Genomic DNA, 24,931 nt, shown 5'->3' with positions numbered 1-24,931 from the left:
TTTTGCGCACGGGCAAATCCGCATGTCGCGCCAAAGGCGCGACCTACGCGATGGTGTTGATGTCGGCGAGGCGGCCGAATAATGATTGTAATGAATGGGGTTGTTGTGTTTGTTGTTCGGTCCAAGCTATTTCAATGGAGATGTTGTCATGCATATCGGCTAAACGTGTTTCAAGGCGCTGCAAGACGAATTCAACGGGTGACTCACCAGTCGGATGAATCAATAACACCAACGCTGATACATTATCCAAAGAACATACGTAATCCCATGCCTGCACAGATTGTCGCAAAGCCTCATTAAGCGGAGCGACAGGAAACAGTGCACTATCTTTAGGGGTCAATCGAATCAGTGTCGCTGACAAATCAGTATCCTTCACGATCGCAAGCAATCGCTTATAGCGCTCTTCATCAAGACGCGCCAACATATGCTCATGTTTAGAAGTCTCGATAAAATGATGTATTTCGAATTCAACCAAGTGCGCCAGCTTTTCCAAGGCCTCAATTGTTTTTAAACTCAAACGTCGAGCGCTTCGGTGTAATGCGCACAAAGAACCAATAAACAGACCGTTCGAATTGTACAACGGAAAACCGGCATAAAAGTTGAGACCATGACTCAACAAAGGCGACAGGTTGACTTTCATTCCTGGCAAAGCGGTAAAGTTGTCGAACGTCGTGGTACGGTTATTCTTCATAACATACTGTACGAGCGATTGGTTAAGCGGAATAATCGTTTCCTCGACTCCCACCGCGGAACGCACAAATACATGATCGCCTTCGACTAACGATATAAATGCCACATCAAATCGCAAAAAATACTGAATAAAATGCGTGATATAGCTAAAATTAACACTACGTTTCTCGCAAGGACCAACAATAGCGCGCGCTAAACTGCTTCGTCGTTGACTCGTCGCGGCGGCTTGCTTCATTAACCACGCTTCGGCACGGCTCCCCTCTAAGGGCTTTGCAAACAAATAGCCTTGTAACGTATCACAGCCAATTTGACGCAAATAAGTGGCTGTCTCTTCGCACTCAACCCCTTCAGCCACCGTCTTCAAGCCCAATGATTGCGCCAACTCCACGGTCGCGCGCATAATCTGTTTTGATTCGTCGCTGTCTTCATAGGAAAGCACAAAGCTTTTATCAATTTTAAGTTCACTCAGCGGTAACCGGACTAACTGTTTAAGCGACGAGTAACCTGTGCCAAAGTCATCTAGCGAAAATCTAAACCCACGCAGCCTTAGATCAAGTGCACGCTTTAACACATCGGCCTGATCATCCAGCACCGCGCTCTCAGTAATTTCTAATATGATCCGTTGCGGTGGCACGGCATTTTGCTGACACGTCGCCATGAGAAAATCGAGCAACCAGTCTTTACTAAATACAAGTGCCGAAATATTAATCGCGATCGATAAACTATTTAACGCAACACGTTGAATTATCTCGGAGAACCACGTGAGTGACTCAGCGATGGCGAATTGAGTCAAGTCGTCAATCAGTCCTTCACGCTCCGCAAAAGTAATGAATTCACTCGGCGGAATGGCGTCTAGTATGGGGTGTTGCCACCGTAAAAGCACCTCAACCCCCTCAGGCTCGTGAGTCGGCAGTCCAACCTTGGGTTGGTAAACACAAAAAAATTCGTGGTCACGAATACCTTTTAGCACATCATCACGCGTGTAACTCTGAGCAGCAGGCTGATGAACAGTGCTATTCAAAGATGACGTCAGACGTTGTAAAACGGTTTGTAGCTGATTAACAAAGAATGGCTTTCGAAGCGTACCAATAACTTGTAGCCCTTTTTCTCTAGCGGAAAGCGCGGCAGTCTTTAATAAATTAGAGTCACTCCCGCTCATGATGATTAAAGGAGTGTTGACAGATTCCGCGGCCAATAACGCGGCGACCTCTTCGCCACTCAACAGCGGCATCATTAAATCAACAATCAATAGGTCAAAGGACTCGGCGCAGGCAAGATCAATAAATTGAGTCGGATTACACGTTGATTGTGCTAAACAACCAATGGCATTCAGCATGGTTTCGACCGTCTGACATACCAGTGGCTCGTCATCTAGTATCAACACAGAAATTGAATTTTTTTCCACCAGCTTATCCCACACACGAATGATGGCGAGATAATAGACACATGGTTAAAATTTAAACATTGGGAGAAATACCTAATTTAATCCGCCGCGCCTTTGCGCGCGACATCCGATGCCGGCCCGTGTACGATATCATCATCGTCGTACGTCGCGCCTTTGGCGCGACACGCGGATTACCCCGTGCGCAAAATGCGCACGCTACGTCGGTGGTTGGTACCGCCACCATCGTACGTCGCGCCTTTGGCGCGACATCAAATATCGCCCCGTGCGCAAAATGCGCACGCTACGTCGGTGGTTGATACCGCCACCATCGTACGTCGCGCCTTTGGCGCGACAACAAATATCGTTCCGTGCGCAAAATGCGCACGCTACGTCTGTGGTTGATACCGCAACCATCGTACGTCGCGCCTTTGGCGCGACATCAAATATCGTTCCGTGCGCAAAATGCGCACGCTACGTCGGTGGTTGATACCGCAACCATCGTACGTCGCGCCTTTGGCGCGACATCAAATATCGCCCCGTGCGCAAAATGCGCACGCTACGTCGGCGGTTGATACCGCAACCATCGTACGTCGCGCCTTTGGCGCGACATCAAATATCGCCCCGTGCGCAAAATGCGCACGCTACGTCGGCGGTTGATACCGCAACCATCGTACGTCGCGCCTTTGGCGCGACATCCGATGCCGGCCCGTGTACGATATCACCATCGTCGTACGTCGCGCATTGTGCGCGACATCAAATTTATCGGAGACAACAATGAAAATTTATTTAATGACCGCATTGCTTGCTTTGGTTATGCCGGCGCAACTTTTAGCCAATACCCAGCAACAAGCCGACACCACGATTAAATACCATACCAACGTTGTCTTCCAACCCAACGATTCGCGCTTCACGGCCGACACAACACTCACGATCCCAGCAGAAAAACTGACGCACCAAGCGATCGCCCTATTACTCAGCAAACAACAGTCAGTGACCGAAATATCCGGTGCACAACTGGCATCCTCAAATATCGAGTCATCACCTCGCGTGCCACCTTGGAACCGCATTACACTGAACTTTAAAAACACCGATCAAAGCAATTATAAGGTCAGGCTAAAATACAGCGGTGCGATCGATGAGGAAGCTGGGCACGGCAACTATATTAACGCACAAGGCGCGCACTTGAGCCTCGATTCGGCATGGCATCCGTTTATTGCTGATTTTGCGACTAAAATGACGGGGACGCTTGCACTCACCGTCCCCTCCAATTGGCGCGTCTACTCGCCTGGACAGCAAGAGAGACCGACCCAAAACACCGTCATGATCCGCAACCAAATGCCTGCGATTGATGTTGTATTATTTGCTCAGCAATCTCCTCAAATCATAACAACCGAGCATGTAGAGGTGATTTACCAAGGCATTGAAGCAAAACAAGCACAACATCTAGCCGATGACGCTACTCAGTGCCTCACCTCTCTGAACGCTACAATGCGTGCAGAAAATACACTCGATCATGCCGATTTAATCATTCTTGACCGCAGCGGACCCAGCTTTGCACGGGGGCCCTACATATCAATGAGTAAAAGTAGCCTTTCCTCTCGGGAGGCGGACTATCAATACATCTGCCACGAACTCGCACACAACTGGACCCCCTTTGCGGATGCCATGTCTCATGACTATTGGATGATGGAGTCATTTGCTGAGTACATTTCCGCACAACAGCTCAAACAACGCTTTGGCAAAGAGGCCTACGCCGATGCTGTTAAACGTTGGCAAAACTTAGCGAAAGGCGTCGAGTTTGTATGGCGTTCAGATGACCCCAAACGAGCCTCCCATCGCGTCAACTATGGGTTAGGCCCTTTACTGCTTAAGCGGCTTGCCGATCGCATGGGGGCTGATAATTTTGAGCAATTGTTGGCGTGGTATACGGCTCATGAGGTAACACAAACTGAACAATTGCTTAATAAAATCGGGGCACTGACCTCCAAGGAAACGCAGGTTTGGTTCACGCATCAACTGGCTCAAAAAACCCCATAAATCACAGTCTCGTGCGCAAAATGCGCACGCTACGCGGTGGTTGGTACCGCCAGCATCGTAGGTCGCGCATTGTGCGCGACATCAAATATCTCCCCGTGCGCAAAATGCGCACGCTACGTCGGTGGTTGATACCGCCAGCATCGTACGTCGCGCCTTTGGCGCGACATCAAATCCCGCCCGTGCGCAAAATGCGCACGCTACGTCTGTGGTTGGTACCGCCAGCATCGTACGTCGCGCCTTTGGCGCGACATCAAATATCGCCCCGTGCGCAAAATGCGCACGCTACGTCGGTGGTTGATACCGCGAGCATCGTACGTCGCGCATTGTGCGCGACATCAAATATCGCCCCGTGCGCAAAATGCGCACGCTACGTCGGTGGTTGATACCGCCGGCATCGTACGTCGCGCATTGTGCGCGACATCAAATCCCGCCCGTGCGCAAAATGCGCACGCTGACTTTATTTTTGCCCCGAAAAATGCACAATACTGACCTTATGCTCAAATAACTGGAATCCACCATGGCAAAGCAACAAAGCATCGTGCTTGAAGCACCCACCGAATCAAATAAAGTCTTACTGCACTCGTGCTGTGCCCCCTGCGCGGGCGACGTCATGCAAAGAATGGTGGATGCCGGTATCGATATCACCATCTTCTTCTACAATCCGAATATTCATCCCGAAAAGGAGTATTTGATTCGCAAAGAAGAGAACATTCGCTTTGCCGAGAAGTTGGGCATTCCGTTTATTGATGCCGATTACGACAGCCAAAACTGGTTTGAGCGTGTGCGTGGTTTAGAGTGGGAACCAGAACGGGGCGAACGTTGCACGGTTTGCTTTGATATGCGGTTTGAACGCACCGCCCTGTACGCTCATGAGCACGGGTTTGACGTCATTACGAGCTGTTTGGGAATCTCGCGTTGGAAGAACATGCAACAAATCAACGACTGTGGCGAACGCGCAGCAGCTCGATACGATGATGTGACATACTGGACATTCAACTGGCGCAAGCAAGGGGGGTCCAGCAGGATGGTAGAGCTGGCAAAACGCGAACGGTTTTACCAGCAAGAATACTGCGGATGTATCTATTCCTTGCGCGACACCAACCGATGGCGAGTCAAAAACGACCGCAAACGCATCGAAATCGGCGTCCAATATTACGGCTAGGCCGCCCCGCCCGTCGACGTACCTCGGTGGTTGATACCGCCGATATCGTAAGTCGCGCATTGTGCGCGACATCAGATCCCGCCCGTGCGCAAAATGCGCACGTCACGTCGGTGGTTGATATCACCGCCATGCCGTAAGTCGCGCATTGTGCGCGACATCAGATCCCGTTCGTGCGCCAAAGGCGCACGCTACGTTACCGCTTCAACTCGCCCGAAGACGATTCAATGTGCGCACGGACAAACCACTGGAACTGTTCTAAGTCGCCGAGCTGACCTGTCAGCATATCCTCTGACACCGGATCAATCTCGCTCAGCTCATCAATGGCTTTGCGATGGTCACCATTAACACCATTGTAAACCTTATCCAGTTCGGATAAATGTTCAGCTACAAGCCCTTTGCCGATTGAATAATCCTTCCAAGAGCGCTTTCTCACAACTGCCTCTGGTGTTCCTTCAGGTACACCGCCTAAGGTCGCGATTCGCTCTGCAATGGTGTCTGTCATTTCACGCACCGCATCAACCTGCGGATCAAGCATCTCATGCACACCGATGAAATTCGGACCCACCACATTCCAGTGAACATGTTTCAAAGTCAGTTGAAGGTCGATAAGCGCAACCAAGCGGTCATCGAGCAGAGCGATAGCCTTTTGAGCAGCATCCTCTTTCAAACCCGGAGCAGTAAATCCAGCGACTTTTGCATTCTCAGTATTGCTCATTATTCCTCCTTCCTTTAAATTCCATTCACCTATACCTACGGCATCACCTGCCGATTGGATCGGTCCCGTAGCGTGCGCCTTTGGCGCACGGGCGGGATTGGATGTCGCGCACAATGCGCGACCTACGGGATGGCGGCGATATCGGTCACGGGTCGTCGCGCCAAAGGCGCGACCTACGATGGCGGCGGTATCAACCACCGGCGTAGCGTGCGCCTTTGGCGCACGGGCGGAATTCGATGTCGCGCACAATGCGCGACCTACGGGATGGCGGTGATATCGGTCACGGGTCGTCGCGCCAAAGGCGCGACCTACATACCGTATGCTTCTTCGAGTAGCTTTTTATATGTGCTCAGGGTCGACATATTCATTTCAGCACGTCGCTCGTCAACGGTTTCTGGGTCTTTAATGGGTTCAAACATAATTTCTCCCGAAACCACTCTAGCCTGTGTACCGTAAATTTGCTGTTTTCCATCGCGTACATAAACACGGTCCGTAAGCAAAGCCACTTGTTCACCCGAAATACCTTCATCAGCCAAATAAGATTGCTTTATTTTTGGCAACATTCTTTTTTGAAACTCTGTATCAGGTGAATGCTGAATAATTAAAAAAGCGGCACTAACACCCTTTTTTCCCACTTGTTCTGAGTTAACCCACCCTTTTTTTGCAAAGATCTCTTTCAGTCTTTCTGTATTTTTTTTATCGACATTAGCAAGTTTATCAAGCAAAGCTCGGGGCGCATTAGACCAACCCGCTTCTCCCACTTCCTGACGAATAGACTGGTCAACTCTAGCCATATTAACCAGCTCACTTTGTAAATTTGGATTGCTTTGAGCATCCACAAGCAACGGAAACAAAGATATTAAAATCAAAACTAAACGCATATAAAAAGCCTCCATTTTCACAAGCCATGATGAGACACGAACCAATATCAAGCCTTGGGCGCACGGGCCAACCTCATCGTCGCGCACAATGCGCGACCTACATCACCAACGTAACGTGCGCCTTGGGCGCACGGGGACAACCCAACGTCGCGCCAAAGGCGCGACCTACTGTATGGTGAACACGACATATACGGTGGCGGATGCGGTCATTTCGCCTATTTCAAAAAGCCCGCTTTGCTGGGGCGGAGCACGAAACCTTACCGATACACCAGCGAGTTCGCTAGAAGACTGACCGTAAATTTCTTGCGAGGGTATCAAATCGTAAACACTTTCATCACGTGTTTTAAATTCTGAGATTGAATACACATCTTTTATCTTCTTACCATTTAGCTCAGCAAGTTGTTCGGCTTTTTGACGCGCGTTTTTTAATGCCTCAAACAGCACTTTTTTCTTAATCTCTCGCGGATTCTCAACCTTAACTTCAGCATCTAATGTCTCTGACACGCCCGCATCAACCAGCGATTGATTGAGTTCGTTATATAAGGAAAGATCACGTAACGTAATATCGATACTGCGCACGACGCGCGTGCCTAAATTAATTTCCTCGCCGTTCTTATACTCATTATGCGGCGCAATTCTAAGTGGCGTCGCTCGAATATCTTCTTGAGCTATTCCCATTTTTTTGACTACTTCAAACAGCTCAACTGACCGCCGATCAACTTCACTTTTGGCGACGAAGGCGTCCTTGTCGGTATGCCTCAAGTACGCGCTAATGACGATTATTTCCGGCTTAACACGTTGTTCAGCATACCCTTCAACATAGATATGAGGATCATTTGGAATTACATCACTCCATGCTGAACAACTCACCAAGAACAAAAAAAATAAATATTTTTTCAATGTATACACTCCATTTATTTTTAATAGCTGCACAAAGTTGCTAAGTTAAAAATCATGTTTGTTATATAAGTGACTCAATATAATGATTAATCAATTGAAACTTCATATTTTTATTATCTGTTTACTATTAACCAATTTAGTAGCTTGCACAACAACTAAAGAAAATAATGTAGCAACCTATTGTTATTCAACTGAACAAGCAGCCGTCGCAGCAGGTTCAAAAGTAATAAACGATATGCTTCGCGAATATCGGCTGAGAACAGATGGCCGTCCAGGCTTCGGTGTAAGCTATAACACCAAAGACAACGAATGTGGCAGCGACTTAGGCGCGGTAGTTATGAAGCCTCCACACGAAACGAACGATGAAAAAGGCGCCGAAATCATCGCCATCTCTCGTGATATTTTCACAAAACACATGGAAACAACCGATTACCAATATAAAATTTAGGCGTAGCGTGCGCCTTGGGCGCACGGAACGGGATTTGATGTCGCGCAAAATGCGCGACGTACAACACCGACGTAGCGTGCGCCTTGGGCGCACGGGCGGCATCTGATGTCGCGCACAATGCGCGACGTACAACACCGACGTAGCGTGCGCCTTGGGCGCACGGGCGGCATCTGATGTCGCGCACAATGCGCGACGTACAACACCGACGTAGCGTGCGCCTTGGGCGCACGGGGACAAACCCATCGTCGCGCACAATGCGCGACGTACAGCACGGAGGTGGTATCAACCACCGGCGTAACGTGCGCCTTTGGCGCACGGGGACAAACCCATCGTCGCGCCAAAGGCGCGACCTACGGAATGGCGGTGATATCAACCTCCGACGTAACGTGCGCCTTTGGCGCACGGGGCAAACGCAATGTCGCGCACAATGCGCGACCTACGGAATGGCGGTGATATCAACCTCCGACGTAACGTGCGCCTTTGGCGCACGGGGACAAACCCATCGTCGCGCACAATGCGCGACCTACGTACACGATTTTAAAATGCTGTAACGTGGTTTTTGGTCTTAAATAAGCGGCATGAAAAATGTTCGTCGCTATTTCGAAGACGGTTACTATTTTTTTATTACCGTCGCTACTCAAGGTCGCAAGCCTCACCTAACGCGCCAGCCGGTTATTCAGGCGCTGCGCAATGCTGTGCGCACGACCATGGTATCGCACCCTTTTGATATTCAGGCGTGGGTTGTTTTGCCCGATCATATGCATTTGTTGATTGGCGTTGCCGACCAAAAAGTCGATCTGCGCATTAGAAAAATTAAAGCGCTCACCACGCGCGCCCTACCCGAGTTTTCCTATAAAAACTCACAATCTAATTTTTCAAAACGCCGACGACGGCAAGGGAGCCTTTGGCACAATAGATTCTACGACCGAATCATTCGTAATGAGCAAGAGCTCTACATGTATACGCTGTATTGCTGCTTTAATCCTGTCAAACACGGCTATGTCAAGAATGCCTTAGAATGGCCTTACTCAACCCTTAACACGTATTTAAAGCAAGGTCGTTACCCAGAATCATGGCAATACATCACAGATGCATGGGTGGACGACAGTTTCGCCGATTACGACATGTGGTAGCGTGCGCCTTGGGCGCACGGGCGGCATCTGAGGTCGCGCCACAGGCGCGACCTACTTCACTGATTCGATGAAATCGATATTACCCGTAACAACGCCAACACCCTGTTTAATGATATTTGCCTGTTCTGGCGGAACAATGTCGTGCTTATTCCATAAGTAAATCTGTGTGTTATGTTGGGCCAGTCGAGCTGCAAGCCGATCGGGGTAACCCCAAATAAACTTGGCCATGTCAGGAGGCACCAATACAACCGTATTTTTACATGAATCAGGGATAACGCCAGCCCATCCAACCAGCAAGTAATCTATGCCACAGTTTTTCACTGTATTCACTGAAAATGTTTGCAGCGACGGAGTCTCGTTAGCAAACCACTCATTGCCCTTGGCAGACGTAATGACAACTGTTTTATTATTTTTTTCGCTTATAAAACGACTTAACGTTAGAAACGCATCCTCGTTATTAGTCTTTAGATTCAACCAAAACGTTTGGTTAGGAAACCGTTCATAAAACGCATCAAGCCGATCGATACGAAAACCTTTTCCACGAAAGGGAAATGTTCGACCATAATCCGCCGTATAGCCGTAACCCGCATCAATCGATTGTAATTGATCAACGTTTAAATCACTTACAAGACGATTCTCGTTCGTTGCACAACTAAGATTCCAATCGTGAAATACAACCAATTCATTATCATTTATCAGGTGAACGTTTAAATGAATAATATCCGCGCCAGCAGAAACCGATGCCGAGGCCGCTTGTAGGGTATTTTCCACCGTTGTCAGACCCACTTCCGACAGCGATTTTGCTGTGCACGACGTATCACTTAATTTTTCGTAATCAACCTGACTACCGCCGCCACGATATGCAACCACTTGACCGTCGCCGTTTACTTGGGGCGCTAAAAAATAGGCGTTACCAATACCTAACAACACAAGCACAACGAGACTTAATAAAATTATTTTTAGTTTCAAACTATTGTTTCCATTTGTTATTAGAATTTTTTAATAGATCTGATGTCGCGCAAAATGCGCGACCTACGCACCAACGTAACGTGCGCATTGTGCGCACGGGGGGAAGCTGGCGTCGCGCCAAAGGCGCGACCTACGTCGGGTTAAACGTTCAACATCACCGTAGCGTGCGCATTATGCGCACGGGGGGAAGCTGGCGTCGCGCCAAAGGCGCGACCTACGTCGGGTTAAACGTTCGACATCGCCGTAGCGTGCGCATTGTGCGCACGGGGGAAAGCTGGCGTCGCGCCAAAGGCGCGACCTACGTCGGGTTAAACGTTCGACATCACCGTAGCGTGCGCATTATGCGCACGGGCTCGTAATACGGTTAACAACCGTTTTTGACGTCCAACTCGCTAAGATCTATGTCGTCTAAAAACAATAAAAATTCATCGCTTTGGTCGGTTTTTAGATAAACGTCAAGCTCCGAATCCTTCCAAGCAGAACCACCGCTTTGACATGCCGAGATTAATCTGACATTTATGCTGCCAGCTCCGCCTTCCTCATGCTGACTACGATACTCACGAATTGCTTTTTGTCCACTCTTCATGCGTTGAGCATCAGCCTCAGATAAACGCATTACGGTAAACTGCTCATCGTTCTCAAGCTCGTCTTTCAGCTCCGCGGATAACGCGTAATCTGAATCAACTATAACCGGAAAAGTATGCTTAAAGCTGCTTTCAGGTTCGCCTGTTCTAAAACTAAAATCTAGCACTACATCACCGTCGTTAACACTGACTCCATCCGGAGATTTCACTGCCACAATAATCTGGTTCGGGTCCGCCTCTAAAGGGTTAAGATCCATCAATTTGACCATGGTGCTTAACGGAATACTGCTACAAGCAGAAACAAGCGAGACCATACCTACAAGCAAGAACGTTTTTAAATTATTCACAGTGCATCCTAAATTATTATAAAAAATTGTTGAAGAAATGTTTTTTGAGAAAGGTGTGACTGTAAATAAACTGAAAAGTTTCCATCATGATCGTCGCGTGTTGCGTGCGCATGGGGCGATATTTGATGTCGCGCACAATGCGCGACGTACAACACCCGCGTAGCGTGCGCATTATGCGCACGGGCGATATTTGATGTCGCGCCAAAGGCGCGACCTACCGGGGTAAACGGTCGAACACGGGGGTTTTGATGTTGGGGTTATCCCAATGTGCGCGGCTGGATGAGAAAATATGTGCGGTCGGACGGATGTCGAGATCTGTGTCTAGGCTACCGGCTGGAACCACGAGCAAACCCGCGATTTGTGTGTTCGGCACGGCCGATCCGCAGTGCTTACAAAAGCTTTTATGATGCCGCGTACCGGTTAATGTGAAAGAGGTGACTGCGTCGGCGCCAGAATGCCAAAAAAGACGAGCCGATTGAGAGAACAAATTAGCCGCGTGGGCAGAGCCGCTATCCTTTTGACAATGCTGGCAATGGCACAGATAAAAGCTATCAAACGCGCCTTGGACCTCGAATTTCACGGCCCCACATAAACAAGAACCTTGATGTTTATTCATTTGTTCTCTCCTTATCGTGCCAACATCGATTGTCGCGCCAAAGGCGCGACGTACGGGGTGGTGGTGGTATCGCACACCGGCGCACGGGGCGGTGTCGATCGTCGCGCCAAAGACGCGACCTACAGGTCGATGATGCCTTGTTCGATGTAGACGACTATGCCGGCGTTGCCGCCGATGTGGAAATTAGAATAGCTGACTTTTCCTTTTTCTTGTAATAAGGCGTAGTTGGCGGTTTCATGAAGCACGGAAAATTTTTCTTCGTCGGCTTTGGTGGTTTTGAAAGCATCTAATGCAATGTCTTTTGAGGCATAGCGAATTTGCTTAGAGGTCACCAAAATTTGTTTGGCTTCTTTATCGTATAAAAAGCCGATGATAAATGTGCCGCTATCGCTGGTGTTGATATATTGTTCGACAAACGTAACGCCCGGATCTTTTATTTTTGATGACTCTAGGTCGTTATAGCCTAACCAATATGAGTTCCAGTTTTTTGTATCAAATACAAAGTCGATACGGTCATATATTTTTTTCTCAACCTCTGTACTCGGTTCGAGTTTAAGTACTTCTACAATTTGCTTAATCAGTTTCTTTTCACCGTCTGACGCAGTCGAATATTCGTCGACAGCGAATGCACGAGGGGTGATAAGTAATACCGAAACGATTAAAAACCAACGAAACATATTAAATTTCCCATTCAAAAAAAATAGGATTATAACATAGATTTAACAATATTATCATCCTGATATCGTTCAATTTTTTGTTGTCATCAGATATCGATTGTCGCGCCTAAGGCGCGACGTACGTCGTATCAACCCCACCGTAACGTGCGCATTGTGCGCACGGGGCGGCATCGATTGTCGCGCCTAAGGCGCGACGTACGACGTATCAACCCCCACCGTAGCGTGCGCATTGTGCGCACGGAGCGGCATCGATTGTCGCGCCAAAGGCGCGACGTACGTCGTATCAACCCCACCGTAGCGTGCGCATTGTGCGCACGGGGCGGCATCGATTGTCGCGCAGAATGCGCGACGTACGACGTATCAACCCCCACCGTAGCGTGCGCATTGTGCGCACGGAGCGGCATCGATTGTCGCGCCAAAGGCGCGACGTACGTCGTATCAACCCCCACCGTAGCGTGCGCATTGTGCGCACGGAGCGACATCGATTGTCGCGAGGCGACACCCGTGCCGCCGACGGTATCACTTACATCACCGCCACCAATGCCGGAAGCGGCGAATACCAAAGGCTCACGCTTTCATATCAATATCGCTGGGGCGATCACGAGTTTTGGTTACACACCAGTCATAGTGAAAACCTCACCTCCAGTCGCTCGTACGACAGCAGTGTCGATGCCGTACCCGAGGATGAAATCGTCGCCTACGTCAGCGGGGCGAGTATCAACAGCCGCATCGACCTTATCAGTCTCGATGATCTAGGTCGGCTGAATGATGACTTTAGTCGCCCCGCTACCGCGAACTTATCCATACACAGCCAATGGACAGACGCGTTTAAAACCAGTCTCAACGTCAGTTATCAAGGCGCTTACACCAGTGCGGTGGATACCGGCGAATGGTACTTTGCCGAGCGCAATACCTTTTGTACACAGTGTGAAGATCTAGAACTCGCGTATCCGGTCTATCAGGACATACATCGGCCAGCACGGACATTAGTCAACGCGAACCTGCAATATCAACTGCGTGCGTTTAACCAAGCCATTAAGTTGAGCTTAGAAATCGATAACCTACTCGACCAACGCACATACGCAGTGGCGAATAATCAGCAAGGCGTGGAAACAGGCAGAAGTTTTTGGGTAGGACTGGAGTACACATGGTGAAGAAGTGCTTAACACATATCGGCTATCCGTTGGTCGTTGCTATCGGACTCGTCGTCCCCGCTCAGGCAGCCCAGCAGTCACCCACACCCGAGACACTTTGGCAACGCTATCTCAAGCCGCAATCCCAGTGGCCAGCACGTGCACGAGCAGCAACCGATGACCTCGCACCGCTGCCCGATCCAAAGCCACTGCGCGGTCAGCTTAATCGCGATCGTGTGGCGCTCGGTAAAAAGCTGTTTCACGATACCCGCTTATCAGCGACCGGTGAAGTCAGTTGTGCCTCGTGTCACGATGCCGGTCGAAGACCCCCTCGAGATGGCACATAATACCCGCACCATCGCACGACAAGTCGCACAATACTCGGACTATCGCGACCTACTCGCACCGTTGACACGCACACCTCAGGACATAAGTTGGGAACTGCTTGCCGAATCGTTAGCAGAGTTCCAACGCACGTTAATGGATGACCCCAAGACACAACCGCTCGATTCTTTTTTATTAGCGATAGAGGCAGGTGACTGGCAAAAAGCCAAAAACGCACTCACAGACCAGCAATTGCAAGGCTTACACTTGTTTCGTACCAAAGCCGGTTGCATCAAGTGTCATAACGGACCGTTACTGTCGGACCAACGCTTTCATAATACCGGGTTGCACTATTTTGGAAGGAAGTTTGAAGATCTCGGACGCTACGAGATCACAGGTAAGAATCAAGACATGGGCGCGTTCAGAACACCCTCGTTGCGTCATTTAATGGCAACCAAGCCCTGGATGCACAATGGCTTGTTTACCCAACTCGAAGGCATTATACGGATGTACGAGCACGGCGGCGCACGACCCCGTCGACCAGCAACACTCCCAGCAGAGCAATACTACCCAACCACCACGCAGTTGCTCACACCCTTTAACCTCACACCCGCCGAGCGGCAAGCATTACTGGCATTTATCAAAGCCCTCTAAACAGTGACATCGTCCTACATCACGATACGACGAACACCTAAAGACTTATGACCTACGATGGCTTTTAATAAAGAAGCTTCAACACGATGTTCACGGATGAACGTTGAAGCCTTTAGCCCCTCTGCAAACTTTCATAATCCATGGTTGCCGCTCTCGCAGAGGGGCTCTTTTTTATAGTTGGGAGATAGCTACGACTGCTCTTCTTTCGTCATCGTGCCTGGGGCGGGGAGAAGTCCAATAAAACGAGCGAGGCTGAGTAGCGTCATAAACAGACCTATCATCGCTTGAGCAATGACGATGGTATACGCCAAGACGCCTGAGGGAGAGATGTTCTCGACACCGAAGCTTGTCATCACAACAAATGACGTATACACAGCACCCAATACACTATCGGCGGTGCCTTCTACTAAAAAGCTAAACAGTTGTCCAAAGAACACATACTGTGCTGCAAACCAAAAGATAATCTCAAAATAATTTTGGATGAGCAGAATAATCAACCGACGATAGCTTAATACCTCATAGGGTTGGCTTCGGTTGGGCTGTCGAAACTGGTCAAACAGCAAAACATTAACTTGGTACACCACAACTTCAAATACGCGCACTAAGCCGTACAAGCTTATCGCCCATCCGACCCACGCATAAGGGATATACAGCACACCGGGTATTGCCAAAATGGACAAGAACAAATGACCCAGCGCCCACCCCTCAACAAATATATGCTGTTGGTGTTTACTTAAAAAGCGATTAACCACTTTACGGACAACAAAAAACACCGATAACTTCGACAGAAAGCGGAAAATCACTTCCCAAAACTGAACGATAAATGTGGCGTTTTGTTGAGACATAATCAAAAAATCCGTTAAGCGTGCTTACGCTTCGTACCCGCACCAATAAAGCTGGCATAAGAGACAGAGTCGACCACATCGGATATAGCGTGCTCTTGCGCGAGCGATAACGACGGTGCTTCGCGCTCAAAACACACCTCAATGTGCTCCTCGTCAATGATACAAATTAACGCATCGTGACAAGTGGTGTGGTACAGATGCTGTACCACACGCTTAGGATCATCGACTCCCGCAAGACTAAAGGTGAGGGAAAATTCGTAGGTTTGCATGGTTAAGCGTCACCCAAATTGTAAGTCAGCGAACTCGGTCGCCACTACCGCTACCGGTTACTGTCATAAGAATGTATTTAAAATAGTCACTGATAGTTAACGACTCAAGCATCTTTGCATCAGTTTTCGCGAGCAACTCAGGGGTCGACATATCGATTTCTTTAACCTGTGCTAAACCGGTGATACCAGGACGATAATTAAGCACGCCGCGCTTTTTACGCTCTGCAATAAGCTCTTCTTGATTAAACAAGCACGGTCTTGGTCCGACCAAACTCATTTCCCCTTTTAGCACGTTCCAGAGCTGCGGAAGCTCGTCCAGTTTAGTTTTTCGTAAAAAGTGACCAAAACGGGTGATTGACGAAGAGCTAGCGAGGTGACTCGCCACCGAAGCCGTATCCTTTTTCATGGTTCGAAACTTTACTAACGTAAAAGCTTTTTCATTACGTCCAACGCGAGTTTGTCGGAACAAGGGCGAGCCCGTGTCGAAAAGACCAATAACAAACAAAAGAATCAAAATTGGAAAGCCAACAACTAAACCAAATAATGAAAACAAAAAATCCAGCAGCCTAATCATTGACCATCTCCGTCAAAACATCTTCCATCTTTACTTTGGGTGTCCAGTTGAGTTGTTCCTTGGTGTATTCAATGTCAACTTGTAATGAGCCAAGAAGACGTTCAGCAACGGCCTTTTTACCAAGCGTAGTGGCAGCCAAACGAATCAACGATGGCGGACAAGGAATCAGTCGAGGCGTTTTCCCATGAGCACGAGTCATTGCTTGTAACAGCTCTGTGGTCGATACATCTCTATCATCACTCACCATGAAAGTTCGATTACCCGCATTCTCGTGATCAATGCAAGTAACGATCAAGTCAACTAGGTTATCGAGCGCGACCATACTACGCTTATTTTTTATTGAGCCGAGAGGCAAAGGAAGATTCTTTTTGGCTAAAGACATCATGGCGGCAAAGTTAGCCTTAACTCCTTTTCCATAAACTAAGGGAGGTCGAATTATCGTGACTTCCATCCCCGTTCTTTCAGCTATGTCTTGCAGTCCTTCCTCCGCTCGCGCTTTAGAAACGCCATAGTCATCTTCTGGTGCTAAAGGCGACTCATGAGAGAATGGTGAGCCTAAACTAGTCGACTCACCCAATGCCTTTATTGAGCTCAGATAAATAAAGCGTTTTACTCCAGCGGCTGCCGCTTGCTCAGCCAGCCTTAATGTTGAGTACGTATTTGCCTTTAAATACGTATCTAAAGGGTTCGCTTCTGACTCATCCATAACATGCGCTCTCGCAGCGCAATGGATTACTTGAGATGACTTAGAAAACTCCTCAGATGCATCAAAATTGTCATCATTAAAATCAAGGTATACGTGTTCTGCTTCTAAGTCACTCGGCGTTCGGCCTAAAGACAAAACTTTTAAATTTTCTGCTATTAGGTATTGAGTTAACTGGCCACCTACAAACCCCGTAACTCCGGTAACTGCTATAGTATCTGGGCTATTGAGCATTACATTCCTCATTAACAAAGCTTATTACATCAACAGCCATGTCGCTCATTATTCTCTGTCTAGAATATCGTTCTATAAATTCAGCACGAGGTTCCTCTACTAGCTGCAGCGACGACAGTACATTTATACCTTCATTTACATTACCAGGATAAAAAACGCCACAGTTTGCGACATTTTCATTCAAAAACTGAGCAGCATACCCAGAGACTCCAGCCCACAATGGCTTGCCGAGAGCTGCATACTCGAAGATTTTGGAGGGTAGTACCTTTTTAAAGGCCTCATAATCATTCAAATGAAGAAAGAGAATATCTGCTTTTTTATACTCGGATAGGAGCTCAGTACGTTTGACTGGTGGTTTTATTTCAACATTATCTAGTTCGGCAACTCGTGAGGTTAATTCATCTAACCGCCCTCCAGCACCAATGATCGTGAAGTCTATCCGATCTTTAAGCTGACTCGCTAGCTGCGGAACGATTTTGTGAAGTCCTTGTCCCTCCCCTATATTACCAGCATACACTACCTTTAATTTCGTGTTTCCCGTGAAAGGAACCCGTGTCTTGGGAGATGCCTCAAGGAATTCGCTATCGATACCATTTGTAAAATAACGGTACTCGGTTTTTCTGAACCTTGACTGAAAATAGCTTTTAAAGCCTTCTGAAACTAAATTAATTCTGCGAGCGCGCGAGAAAGTATAGCTCTCTATTTGCTTTAAAACAGGCAGCATAACTGTCGATAGCTTAGCTGACAAAACGTCATTTAAGGTATCGACGAAGATGTCTCTAATATCTAAATACAAGGGGATAGCTTTCGCCTTTGAGATTCTTGCCCCTAAAAACGCAGTAAATAAACGAGAAGAAGTAGCAAAAACAGCATCGTACTTGTGATGACGAGTTAGCTCTTTAGCCTTACGGTAAAACCTAAAAAAAGCTTTCGTTTGGTCAATCATCCCACTTTTATGCTGGGGTATTGGAATACGACGAACTGTTAGTCCCGCCGAACTTTCGAACTCTTGAGCTTCAGTTTCATAACTGGAATATCGATTAGGCAGAGTGGTAACTACCTCAACTTCAACTCCTTTTTCAACTAACTTATCGACCAAAGCTCGGCATCGAAAAGAACCCGCACTTAGATCAGGAGAAAAATAAAAAGATAAAACAAGTAGTTTCAAAAAATCACCTTAAACAAAACCTAGAGGTTATTATAGAGTCCGAAGTCGTAATGACAATTCGCTGATTGGAAATAGTCACCCCAAATTCGGGATGCCATGTAGACTCTTCAATTTTGTATGGGTGGCTACACTTAAAAATAAGCTGTTGACCACCTTTCGCTTCTATTAGCAACTCATTTGTTGCAAGCCTCTGTATATGTGTTTCCGGATGCAAATGATACAGGACTTTAGCTTCATCAAAGGAGCCCTTAATCGTATCCTCGCATTCGAGATAAGTAGCAGTTAAACGGCACTTCCTTGAATGAATCAAGCCTCGTCTTAATCTCGCATATCCATTATGCGAAGATGCGATACAAACGCTATCATCTTCTTCGCTTGCTTCGAATGAAATTATCTTCGCACTTCGAGCAACACGAAAACCTCCCCAAACCTCAGATGAGTCTTGTCCATCAATTTCGACAGTATTGTGTGCATTTGTGGAACGTTGTCTTGCTCTTTCTGGCCCAGTACCGTAAACAGATGTTCCAGAGTTAACTAAGATTCGAGACTCCCCCAATGACATTTCGATGCTTAACGCGTCAGCATGACCATGGGCGGGTAAATAACTTGGTCCGATCTCAGCGTGGTCAAAAAATAGAACAAAAGCTCCAACTTCTGCTCGAGTGTATGACGAGGACTTTAAAGTTATTAGTTTCGACTTATTTCCAGCTGTCCTGTCTAAATCTAAATACTCGGCATACCGAAATAGAGTTTCTGGAGAGGGAGCAATTCCAGTGGCGGCATCATTGAAAAAACTGATTTCGCCGTCAGGATGAGTCATTACAACTAAGTAGCTTAATGCTTTTGAAGCCAAAATTTTCCAGTCGAGGACCTTTTCCAATAGCACTTCGTGCTTTGAGCTCTGCGCTAAATTAATTAAATCTAGGAGGTCCCAGAGCAAGATACTATGATACATTGGGCTTAGTTCGAAATGCCCTCCGTCATCAAGGAACTGTTCTTTCAGCTGCTCTTTCAGGATTTTGAGTCCAAGGTTTAAAAAGTCTTCTCCAGTGGCTCCTTTAAAAAAAACACCAACAAAAATAAGCGCCTTAGCGTTAGCAAATAAATGATTACCAAGTATATGGTATTCAAGTTGCTTTTTAAGCGCTATAGCCTGCGCATAAATGCTGCTCACTATGACTTCATCTTCTAGCCGATGTCTTTGGTACCACTTAATCCAGTTCACTAGCCGAAGAGAAATTGGATAGGGCTCCCAGCCGTTGCCCATAACAGGAGGGTTTTCGTTTATCCAACGATGAACGAAAGCTTTTTGTAATTCAAATCGAGCTTCGTGTCCGACTCCGTTTAAGTCATCAAAATAATGTAAATTGTATAGCCACAACTTTTCTTGCTTCGATGAATTCCAGTCATTGGGAGTGGAAATTTGGGCTTCTTGATTAAGAAACTTAACTTTATGTCTATCTACAAAACTCTGTGGTTGAAATACGGGTGTTTCAATAAACCACTGATTGGTTTCTAACGATCTACTGCTAGATACAGAGAGTTTGCGAACCGGGAAAAAGCGATATTTTAAGCGAAAGTATATTTGTTCAAACTTTAGCGGCTTCAGTGTGAAGTAATATTTGAACAGCGTTGCGACCAAGCTCATTGTCAGTTTACATCTTAGACTTTAGAAATTTAGCAATACGCTCACACGCCTTCCCATCACCATAAGGATTATGGGCGCGAGACATGACGGCGTATGCGTCATCGTCACTGAGTAAGCGTGAGACTTCCGAAACGATGGTGTCAGCCGCGGTGCCGACGAGTTTCACTGTGCCAGCTTCAACCGCTTCTGGGCGCTCTGTCGTATCGCGCATCACCAATACAGGTTTACCCAGACCCGGCGCTTCTTCTTGAACGCCACCGCTATCGGTGAGCACTAACTGACAGTTTTGCATCAGCCATACGAAGGGTTCATATCCGAGTGGTTCAATCAGATGAACGTTGCTGAGATCGGCGAGTAGCGAACGAACGGGCTTCTGTACATTCGGGTTCAAATGAACTGGATAAACAAAATGAACATCCGGATAGCTTTCGGCTAGTTGCTTAAGAGCTGAGCAGATGTTGTCAAAGCCTTGGCCAAAGTTTTCGCGTCGATGTCCGGTAATGAGCACATACCGTTTATCAGACAATGAGGTTGTAAGGCCCGCTTGTTGCAGTTTTTCACTGATAGCCGCTTTAAGCTCATCAGAACTTTCTATTTTTTGAGTAACCCACTGCAATGCATCGATGACGGTGTTACCGGTTTCTAAAATTTGATTTTCGTTGACTTGCTCGGCGAGTAGATCGCGACGATTTCTTGCCGTCGGTGCGAAGTGCCATTGCGCAATACGACCTGTTAATTGGCGGTTAGCTTCTTCGGGCCAAGGTGAATAGAGGTCATGGGTTCTCAAGCCTGCTTCAACGTGACCCACTGGAATACGCGCATAGAAAGCGGCTAAGGATGCAGCAAACGTTGTCGCCGTATCACCGTGAACTAATACGATGTCAGGTTGTGACTCTTTTAATACATCCCGCATGCCGAGAAGCACTGCGCTGGATACATCGTAAAGGTCTTGTCCCGACTTCATAATATTTAAATCGTAGTCAGGCGTTATCTCAAACAACTCTAGCACCTGATCCAGCATTTCTCGATGCTGTGCAGTAACGGCAACAACAACGTTAAATGCAGGATCACTTTCAAGCACTTTAACTAATGGTGCCATTTTAATGGCTTCTGGACGGGTGCCAAATGCGAGTAAAACTTTCATGGGTAAAGCCTATTTATTATTTGCAACGGTTACGCCGCAGAAGTCGAGTACTTCTCCAGTCACTGATAGATTTTTAAACTCGTTGTGCGCAACTAAATACACAACGAGATCAGCCTCTGTTGCCGCCTGATTATAATCAGTTAGGGTGATGCTTTTATGACTCTTTAAATTCGGTTCAACGGCCATCGGCTCAACGCCCGCTGCAATCAGTGCCTGAAAGACTTCAAGCGCTGGAGATTCGCGAAGGTCATCGATGTTTGGCTTAAATGCCAAGCCCATACACGCAACAGTAGGCAATCTATCATGGGTCGCCTTGAACTTTTCCACTTCTTCGACAACACGTTGAGTAACCCACTCGGTTTTATAATCATTGATTTCACGTGCCGCACGAATGATGCGGGCATCTTCGCCGCCTGCGTGGACAATAAACCAAGGATCAACAGCGATACAATGTCCGCCAACACCCGTTCCGGGTTGCAATATATTGACACGAGGGTGACGGTTAGCTAAACGAATGAGCTCCCAAACGTCAATCTTAAACTTGTCGCATAAAATAGACAGTTCATTAGCAAACGCAATATTAACATCACGGAAGCTATTTTCTGTCAACTTAGCCATCTCTGCGGTACGTGCGTCAGTCACTAGCACATCGCCCGTAACGAAAGTGCGATAAAACGCAGCGACCTTCTCCCCCGCTTCGGCGGTAATTCCACCCACAATGCGGTCGTTTTCCGTGAGCTCACGCATGATATGCCCCGGGAGCACTCGCTCAGGACAGTGCGCAATATGTAGATCGGCTGTGTTTACACCGCTTTCCTTTAATACGGCTTCGACTCGTTCTGTTGTACCAACTGGTGACGTAGATTCGAGAATAATCATATCGCCACTTTTAACGACCGGAGCAATAGCACGGGTAGCCGACTCGACATAATCGATATTAGGGACGTGGCCCTCATGAAAAGGTGTCGGTACAGCAATGACAAACACGTCTGCTTCTTGAGGCTCAAGAGCAGCGGTTAACATCTTATTCTGAACCGCTTTAGCCACATAAGCATCAAGCTCCGGCTCAACGATGTGAATTTCGCCATTATTCACGGTATTAACAACGTCCTCTGAGACATCAATACCCAATACTTTATAGCCTTGGTTAGCGAGAAGTGCGGCAGTCGGCAGGCCTATGTAGCCTAGGCCCAGTATGCAAATGCTTCTTGACATTCTAAATTCCATTCTCTAGTTACCAAAATTCTCTGTACATATCGCTAATCATTCCCAAACAGATCCCGTGTAAAAACCTTATGTGCAACATCCTCTAGGTTGTCACATAAGCGGTTAGAAATAATTAGGTCAGCTTCGGCTTTGAAGGCATTTAAATCACGAATGACTCGTGAGTTGAAAAACTTAACTTCCGATAAAGAAGGTTCATAAATAATAACCTCAATTCCTTTCGCTTTTACTCGCTTCATTACCCCCTGCACGGCAGATGCTCGAAAGTTATCAGAGCCTTGCTTCATTACTAGGCGATATACACCAACAACTTTGGGTGCCCGTCGAATTATACATTCTGATATAAAATCTTTGCGAGTTCGGTTTGCCTCTACAATAGCTGATATCAGCGTTTGAGGTACATCATTATAGTTGGCTAACAATTGCTTAGTATCTTTTGGTAAACAATAGCCTCCATAGCCAAACGAAGGGTTATTATAATGGTCTCCAATGCGGGGGTCTAAGCAAACGCCATCAATAATTTGTCTAGCATCCAAACCGTGAGTTTGTGAAAAAGTATCCAGCTCATTAAAATACGCCACACGCATCGCTAAATAAGTATTCGCAAATAACTTTATCGCTTCAGCTTCCGTAGAGTCCGTAAGTAATACGTTCACGTCCTTTTTACTAGCACCTTGCACAAGTAGCTCAGCGAATTTAGACGCTTGCTCTCCTTTTCCTCCAACGATAATTCGCGAGGGGTATAGGTTATCATGCAAAGCACTACCCTCGCGTAAAAACTCTGGAGAAAAGAAAATATTTAAGTCTGGAAACCGAGTCCGCAACAGCTTAGTAAATCCAACCGGAACGGTCGACTTGATCACAACTATAGCACTGGGATTTATCTCTAGAACATCACTTAGAACCGATTCCACTGAACTAGTGTCGAAAAAATTACTCTTTGGATCGTAATTAGTTGGGGTCGCAACTATTACATAGTCTGCAGACTTATAAGCTTTCATGGCGTCGGTAGTCGCTGTTAACTTGAGCTTTCCTTGGGCCAAAATTTCTGAAAGCTCTCTGTCTGCAATTGGAGATTCGCGACTATTAATTTTATCAACTTTACTTTTTATCAGATCAAATGCGATAACATCATTATGTTGAGCTAATAAAGCAGCATTTGCTAAACCGACGTATCCGATTCCCACAACAGCTATTCTCATAATACTTCTCTAAAAAAACTTTTATACGTTATAAAAACTGCGATACCACTCTACAGTTTTAACCATACCATCCTTAACTGATGTGGACGGCTTATAACCCAAACATGTAATCATGTCTGACACGTCCGCATAAGTTGCCACGACATCGCCGGGTTGCATAGGAGTATATTCCTTTCTTATTTTCTTTCCGACGGCACTCTCAACTGCATTGATAAAGTCAAGTAACTCAACTGGTTCATTATTTCCAATATTATATATCTTGTACGGAGCTGACGAAGTAGATGCAGTTGGTGATTGCGGATCCCAGGATTTATCAGCCTTACATGGGTTTTCTATTACTCGAACTACCCCATCGACAATATCATCAATGTAAGTAAAATCACGTTTCATTTTTCCATGATTGAAAACTTTGATAGTTTCTTCATTAAATGCTGCCTTTGTGAAAATGTAAGGTGCCATATCCGGTCTTCCCCACGGACCATAAACCGTAAAGAATCGTAGCCCTGTACAGCTAATCCCAAATAAATGCGCATATGTATGCGCCAACAATTCATTTGACTTTTTTGAGGCTGCATAAAGACTTACTGGGTGATTTACGCTATCTGAAGTGCAAAAGGGCATTGATTCATTTAAACCATAAACCGAAGAACTTGAAGCATAGCTTAAGTTTTTAACTCCACTATCTCTGCAAGCCTCTAAAATATTCACGAAGCCGACAATATTTGACTCAACATACGCTTGGGGTTTTTCTAGTGAATGTCGCACACCGGCTTGCGCTGCAAGATTACAAACAGCATCAAAGTTTTCACTTTCGAATAAAGACTTTAAATAATCACCTTCCTCAAGCTTTGCTTGGCAAAATTGATATTTAGGGTGTTTTTTTGACCTTATTAATCTTTGCCGCTTTATTTCCGCAACATCAAATCCAGCTTCCCTCAGACGCCCATACTTGAGGTTAATGTCATAATAATCATTAATACTATCCAGCCCTACCACTTCATGACCCATGTCAATTAAACGTAGTGCCGTAAAATGACCAATGAAGCCGGCAGTCCCTGTGACCAAAACTTTCATAAATAGTATGTCTCCTGTTCATCCAGTCTCAAAGCAATAGTCAGCATTTTCAATCACTTTCAACTTATAGGGGTACTGATAAGACTGAATTCAATTAAAATTTTGCGTGCTATTTTTCCAGCCTAGCCAAACAAAATAGCTCTAGTAAGCCAAGTTAGTGTAAGAGTTTATTCAAACGAGAAATTACAGAGT

The 24,931-nt window shown here is 46.7% G+C and carries 26 protein-coding genes; 8 read left to right on the top strand and 18 right to left on the bottom strand.

Annotated features, from left to right (window positions below; genetic code table 11):
• Positions 1–43: 43 nt before the first annotated feature.
• On the bottom strand, positions 44–2,095 hold the full coding sequence (locus OS145_RS04420) for an EAL domain-containing protein (RefSeq protein WP_006955010.1): 2,052 nt from the start codon (positions 2,093–2,095) through the stop codon (positions 44–46).
• A 753-nt stretch (positions 2,096–2,848) separates the two neighbouring features.
• Here OS145_RS04420 and OS145_RS04410 point away from each other — a divergent pair.
• Entirely contained in the window at positions 2,849–4,111 is a 1,263-nt protein-coding gene (locus OS145_RS04410; RefSeq protein ID WP_006955009.1) for a M1 family aminopeptidase, read from the top strand.
• Between the two features lie 517 nt (positions 4,112–4,628).
• Positions 4,629–5,273 (top strand): epoxyqueuosine reductase QueH, encoded by a 645-nt coding sequence (locus OS145_RS04400; RefSeq protein ID WP_006955007.1) that lies wholly within the window; start codon positions 4,629–4,631, stop codon positions 5,271–5,273.
• A gap of 193 nt (positions 5,274–5,466) precedes the next feature.
• On the opposite strand, the gene dps is transcribed toward OS145_RS04400, so the two are convergent.
• The 3 genes from dps to OS145_RS04385 form a co-directional block, all read right to left on the bottom strand.
• Positions 5,467–5,988, bottom strand: a complete 522-nt coding sequence (gene dps / locus OS145_RS04395) for a DNA starvation/stationary phase protection protein Dps (RefSeq protein WP_040487759.1) — start codon at positions 5,986–5,988, stop codon at positions 5,467–5,469.
• Positions 5,989–6,296: 308 nt separating this feature from the next.
• The gene (locus OS145_RS04390; RefSeq protein ID WP_040487757.1) at positions 6,297–6,869 is read right to left on the bottom strand and encodes a DUF6624 domain-containing protein; all 573 of its coding nucleotides are present in this window, start codon (positions 6,867–6,869) and stop codon (positions 6,297–6,299) included.
• Positions 6,870–7,034: 165 nt separating this feature from the next.
• Positions 7,035–7,778: an SIMPL domain-containing protein gene (locus OS145_RS04385; RefSeq protein WP_242603656.1), complete on the bottom strand. Its 744-nt coding sequence runs from the start codon at positions 7,776–7,778 to the stop codon at positions 7,035–7,037.
• Positions 7,779–7,851: 73 nt separating this feature from the next.
• Between OS145_RS04385 and OS145_RS04380 the strand changes: the two genes are divergently transcribed.
• Positions 7,852–8,217 (top strand): hypothetical protein, encoded by a 366-nt coding sequence (locus OS145_RS04380; protein ID WP_006955003.1) that lies wholly within the window; start codon positions 7,852–7,854, stop codon positions 8,215–8,217.
• A 578-nt stretch (positions 8,218–8,795) separates the two neighbouring features.
• Entirely contained in the window at positions 8,796–9,350 is a 555-nt protein-coding gene (locus OS145_RS04375) for an REP-associated tyrosine transposase (RefSeq protein ID WP_006955002.1), read from the top strand.
• Positions 9,351–9,401: 51 nt separating this feature from the next.
• Here the strand turns inward: OS145_RS04375 and OS145_RS04370 are convergent, their stop codons facing one another.
• The gene (locus OS145_RS04370) at positions 9,402–10,319 is read right to left on the bottom strand and encodes a glycerophosphodiester phosphodiesterase family protein (protein WP_006955001.1); all 918 of its coding nucleotides are present in this window, start codon (positions 10,317–10,319) and stop codon (positions 9,402–9,404) included.
• Positions 10,320–10,333: 14 nt separating this feature from the next.
• Between OS145_RS04370 and OS145_RS04365 the strand changes: the two genes are divergently transcribed.
• Positions 10,334–10,678, top strand: coding sequence for a hypothetical protein (locus tag OS145_RS04365; protein WP_006955000.1), 345 nt, complete (start codon positions 10,334–10,336; stop codon positions 10,676–10,678).
• 5 nt (positions 10,679–10,683) lie between these two features.
• Here OS145_RS04365 and OS145_RS04360 read toward each other — a convergent pair whose 3' ends face one another.
• From OS145_RS04360 to OS145_RS04350, 3 genes are all read right to left on the bottom strand, one after another.
• Complete coding sequence (locus OS145_RS04360) at positions 10,684–11,250, bottom strand: hypothetical protein (RefSeq protein WP_006954999.1); 567 nt, start codon at positions 11,248–11,250, stop codon at positions 10,684–10,686.
• Positions 11,251–11,464: 214 nt separating this feature from the next.
• Complete coding sequence (locus OS145_RS04355) at positions 11,465–11,866, bottom strand: GFA family protein (RefSeq protein WP_006954998.1); 402 nt, start codon at positions 11,864–11,866, stop codon at positions 11,465–11,467.
• A gap of 119 nt (positions 11,867–11,985) precedes the next feature.
• A complete protein-coding gene (locus tag OS145_RS04350) occupies positions 11,986–12,543 on the bottom strand; it encodes a hypothetical protein (protein ID WP_006954997.1) in 558 nt (185 codons plus the stop codon).
• Between the two features lie 329 nt (positions 12,544–12,872).
• Here OS145_RS04350 and OS145_RS04345 point away from each other — a divergent pair, with 329 nt between their 5' ends.
• The 3 genes from OS145_RS04345 to OS145_RS04335 are packed head-to-tail and all read left to right on the top strand — an operon-like array spanning position 12,873 to position 14,654.
• The gene (locus OS145_RS04345) at positions 12,873–13,697 is read left to right on the top strand and encodes a TonB-dependent receptor (RefSeq protein ID WP_131382138.1); all 825 of its coding nucleotides are present in this window, start codon (positions 12,873–12,875) and stop codon (positions 13,695–13,697) included.
• The gene (locus OS145_RS13705) at positions 13,691–14,023 is read left to right on the top strand and encodes a cytochrome c peroxidase (protein ID WP_006954993.1); all 333 of its coding nucleotides are present in this window, start codon (positions 13,691–13,693) and stop codon (positions 14,021–14,023) included. The genes OS145_RS04345 and OS145_RS13705 overlap by 7 nt, the downstream gene beginning before the upstream one ends.
• Positions 14,013–14,654, top strand: coding sequence for a cytochrome-c peroxidase (locus tag OS145_RS04335; protein ID WP_006954990.1), 642 nt, complete (start codon positions 14,013–14,015; stop codon positions 14,652–14,654). Before OS145_RS13705 ends, OS145_RS04335 begins: the two co-directional genes overlap by 11 nt.
• A 188-nt stretch (positions 14,655–14,842) precedes the next feature.
• Here OS145_RS04335 and OS145_RS04330 read toward each other — a convergent pair whose 3' ends face one another.
• From OS145_RS04330 to OS145_RS04285, 10 genes are read right to left on the bottom strand one after another with little or no spacing between them, the layout of a single operon-like run.
• Entirely contained in the window at positions 14,843–15,499 is a 657-nt protein-coding gene (locus tag OS145_RS04330; protein WP_006954988.1) for a hypothetical protein, read from the bottom strand.
• A gap of 14 nt (positions 15,500–15,513) precedes the next feature.
• Positions 15,514–15,768 carry a hypothetical protein gene (locus tag OS145_RS04325; protein ID WP_006954986.1) on the bottom strand — a complete coding sequence of 85 codons (255 nt, stop codon included), beginning with the start codon at positions 15,766–15,768 and terminating at the stop codon, positions 15,514–15,516.
• Positions 15,769–15,793: 25 nt separating this feature from the next.
• Positions 15,794–16,342 (bottom strand): sugar transferase, encoded by a 549-nt coding sequence (locus OS145_RS04320; RefSeq protein WP_006954984.1) that lies wholly within the window; start codon positions 16,340–16,342, stop codon positions 15,794–15,796.
• Positions 16,335–17,279 carry a UDP-glucose 4-epimerase family protein gene (locus tag OS145_RS04315; protein ID WP_006954981.1) on the bottom strand — a complete coding sequence of 315 codons (945 nt, stop codon included), beginning with the start codon at positions 17,277–17,279 and terminating at the stop codon, positions 16,335–16,337. The genes OS145_RS04320 and OS145_RS04315 overlap by 8 nt, the downstream gene beginning before the upstream one ends.
• Positions 17,269–18,447, bottom strand: coding sequence for a glycosyltransferase family 4 protein (locus OS145_RS04310; protein WP_006954979.1), 1,179 nt, complete (start codon positions 18,445–18,447; stop codon positions 17,269–17,271). The genes OS145_RS04315 and OS145_RS04310 overlap by 11 nt, the downstream gene beginning before the upstream one ends.
• Before the next feature lie 4 nt (positions 18,448–18,451).
• Positions 18,452–20,095: a heparinase II/III family protein gene (locus OS145_RS04305; RefSeq protein ID WP_006954978.1), complete on the bottom strand. Its 1,644-nt coding sequence runs from the start codon at positions 20,093–20,095 to the stop codon at positions 18,452–18,454.
• 7 nt (positions 20,096–20,102) lie between these two features.
• Positions 20,103–21,239, bottom strand: a complete 1,137-nt coding sequence (wecB, locus tag OS145_RS04300; protein WP_006954976.1) for a non-hydrolyzing UDP-N-acetylglucosamine 2-epimerase — start codon at positions 21,237–21,239, stop codon at positions 20,103–20,105.
• A 9-nt stretch (positions 21,240–21,248) separates the two neighbouring features.
• Positions 21,249–22,454 carry a UDP-N-acetyl-D-mannosamine dehydrogenase gene (gene wecC / locus OS145_RS04295; protein ID WP_006954974.1) on the bottom strand — a complete coding sequence of 402 codons (1,206 nt, stop codon included), beginning with the start codon at positions 22,452–22,454 and terminating at the stop codon, positions 21,249–21,251.
• A 44-nt stretch (positions 22,455–22,498) separates the two neighbouring features.
• Positions 22,499–23,665, bottom strand: a complete 1,167-nt coding sequence (locus tag OS145_RS04290; protein WP_006954972.1) for a nucleotide sugar dehydrogenase — start codon at positions 23,663–23,665, stop codon at positions 22,499–22,501.
• Between the two features lie 21 nt (positions 23,666–23,686).
• Positions 23,687–24,739, bottom strand: a complete 1,053-nt coding sequence (locus OS145_RS04285; protein WP_006954970.1) for an NAD-dependent epimerase — start codon at positions 24,737–24,739, stop codon at positions 23,687–23,689.
• Between the last annotated feature and the right edge of the window lie 192 nt (positions 24,740–24,931).

The organism is Idiomarina baltica OS145, from assembly GCF_000152885.1.
GTDB lineage: Bacteria > Pseudomonadota > Gammaproteobacteria > Enterobacterales > Alteromonadaceae > Idiomarina > Idiomarina baltica.
Note: the sequence above shows the minus strand (reverse complement) of the source record. Positions and strands in the feature narration are given on the sequence as shown.

Excerpts from the sequence above, each read along its gene's own strand:
- OS145_RS04410 (WP_006955009.1), top strand. The coding sequence starts at position 2,849 with ATGAAAATTTATTTAATGACCGCATTGCTTGCTTTGGTTATGCCGGCG.
- OS145_RS04400 (WP_006955007.1), top strand. The coding sequence starts at position 4,629 with ATGGCAAAGCAACAAAGCATCGTGCTTGAAGCACCCACCGAATCAAAT.
- dps (WP_040487759.1), bottom strand. The coding sequence starts at position 5,988 with ATGAGCAATACTGAGAATGCAAAAGTCGCTGGATTTACTGCTCCGGGT.
- OS145_RS04390 (WP_040487757.1), bottom strand. The coding sequence starts at position 6,869 with ATGCGTTTAGTTTTGATTTTAATATCTTTGTTTCCGTTGCTTGTGGAT.
- OS145_RS04380 (WP_006955003.1), top strand. The coding sequence starts at position 7,852 with ATGATTAATCAATTGAAACTTCATATTTTTATTATCTGTTTACTATTA.
- OS145_RS04375 (WP_006955002.1), top strand. The coding sequence starts at position 8,796 with ATGAAAAATGTTCGTCGCTATTTCGAAGACGGTTACTATTTTTTTATT.
- OS145_RS04355 (WP_006954998.1), bottom strand. The coding sequence starts at position 11,866 with ATGAATAAACATCAAGGTTCTTGTTTATGTGGGGCCGTGAAATTCGAG.
- OS145_RS04350 (WP_006954997.1), bottom strand. The coding sequence starts at position 12,543 with ATGTTTCGTTGGTTTTTAATCGTTTCGGTATTACTTATCACCCCTCGT.
- OS145_RS13705 (WP_006954993.1), top strand. The coding sequence starts at position 13,691 with ATGGTGAAGAAGTGCTTAACACATATCGGCTATCCGTTGGTCGTTGCT.
- OS145_RS04335 (WP_006954990.1), top strand. The coding sequence starts at position 14,013 with ATGGCACATAATACCCGCACCATCGCACGACAAGTCGCACAATACTCG.
- OS145_RS04330 (WP_006954988.1), bottom strand. The coding sequence starts at position 15,499 with ATGTCTCAACAAAACGCCACATTTATCGTTCAGTTTTGGGAAGTGATT.
- OS145_RS04325 (WP_006954986.1), bottom strand. The coding sequence starts at position 15,768 with ATGCAAACCTACGAATTTTCCCTCACCTTTAGTCTTGCGGGAGTCGAT.
- OS145_RS04320 (WP_006954984.1), bottom strand. The coding sequence starts at position 16,342 with ATGATTAGGCTGCTGGATTTTTTGTTTTCATTATTTGGTTTAGTTGTT.
- OS145_RS04315 (WP_006954981.1), bottom strand. The coding sequence starts at position 17,279 with ATGCTCAATAGCCCAGATACTATAGCAGTTACCGGAGTTACGGGGTTT.
- OS145_RS04305 (WP_006954978.1), bottom strand. The coding sequence starts at position 20,095 with ATGAGCTTGGTCGCAACGCTGTTCAAATATTACTTCACACTGAAGCCG.
- wecB (WP_006954976.1), bottom strand. The coding sequence starts at position 21,239 with ATGAAAGTTTTACTCGCATTTGGCACCCGTCCAGAAGCCATTAAAATG.
- wecC (WP_006954974.1), bottom strand. The coding sequence starts at position 22,454 with ATGTCAAGAAGCATTTGCATACTGGGCCTAGGCTACATAGGCCTGCCG.
- OS145_RS04290 (WP_006954972.1), bottom strand. The coding sequence starts at position 23,665 with ATGAGAATAGCTGTTGTGGGAATCGGATACGTCGGTTTAGCAAATGCT.
- OS145_RS04285 (WP_006954970.1), bottom strand. The coding sequence starts at position 24,739 with ATGAAAGTTTTGGTCACAGGGACTGCCGGCTTCATTGGTCATTTTACG.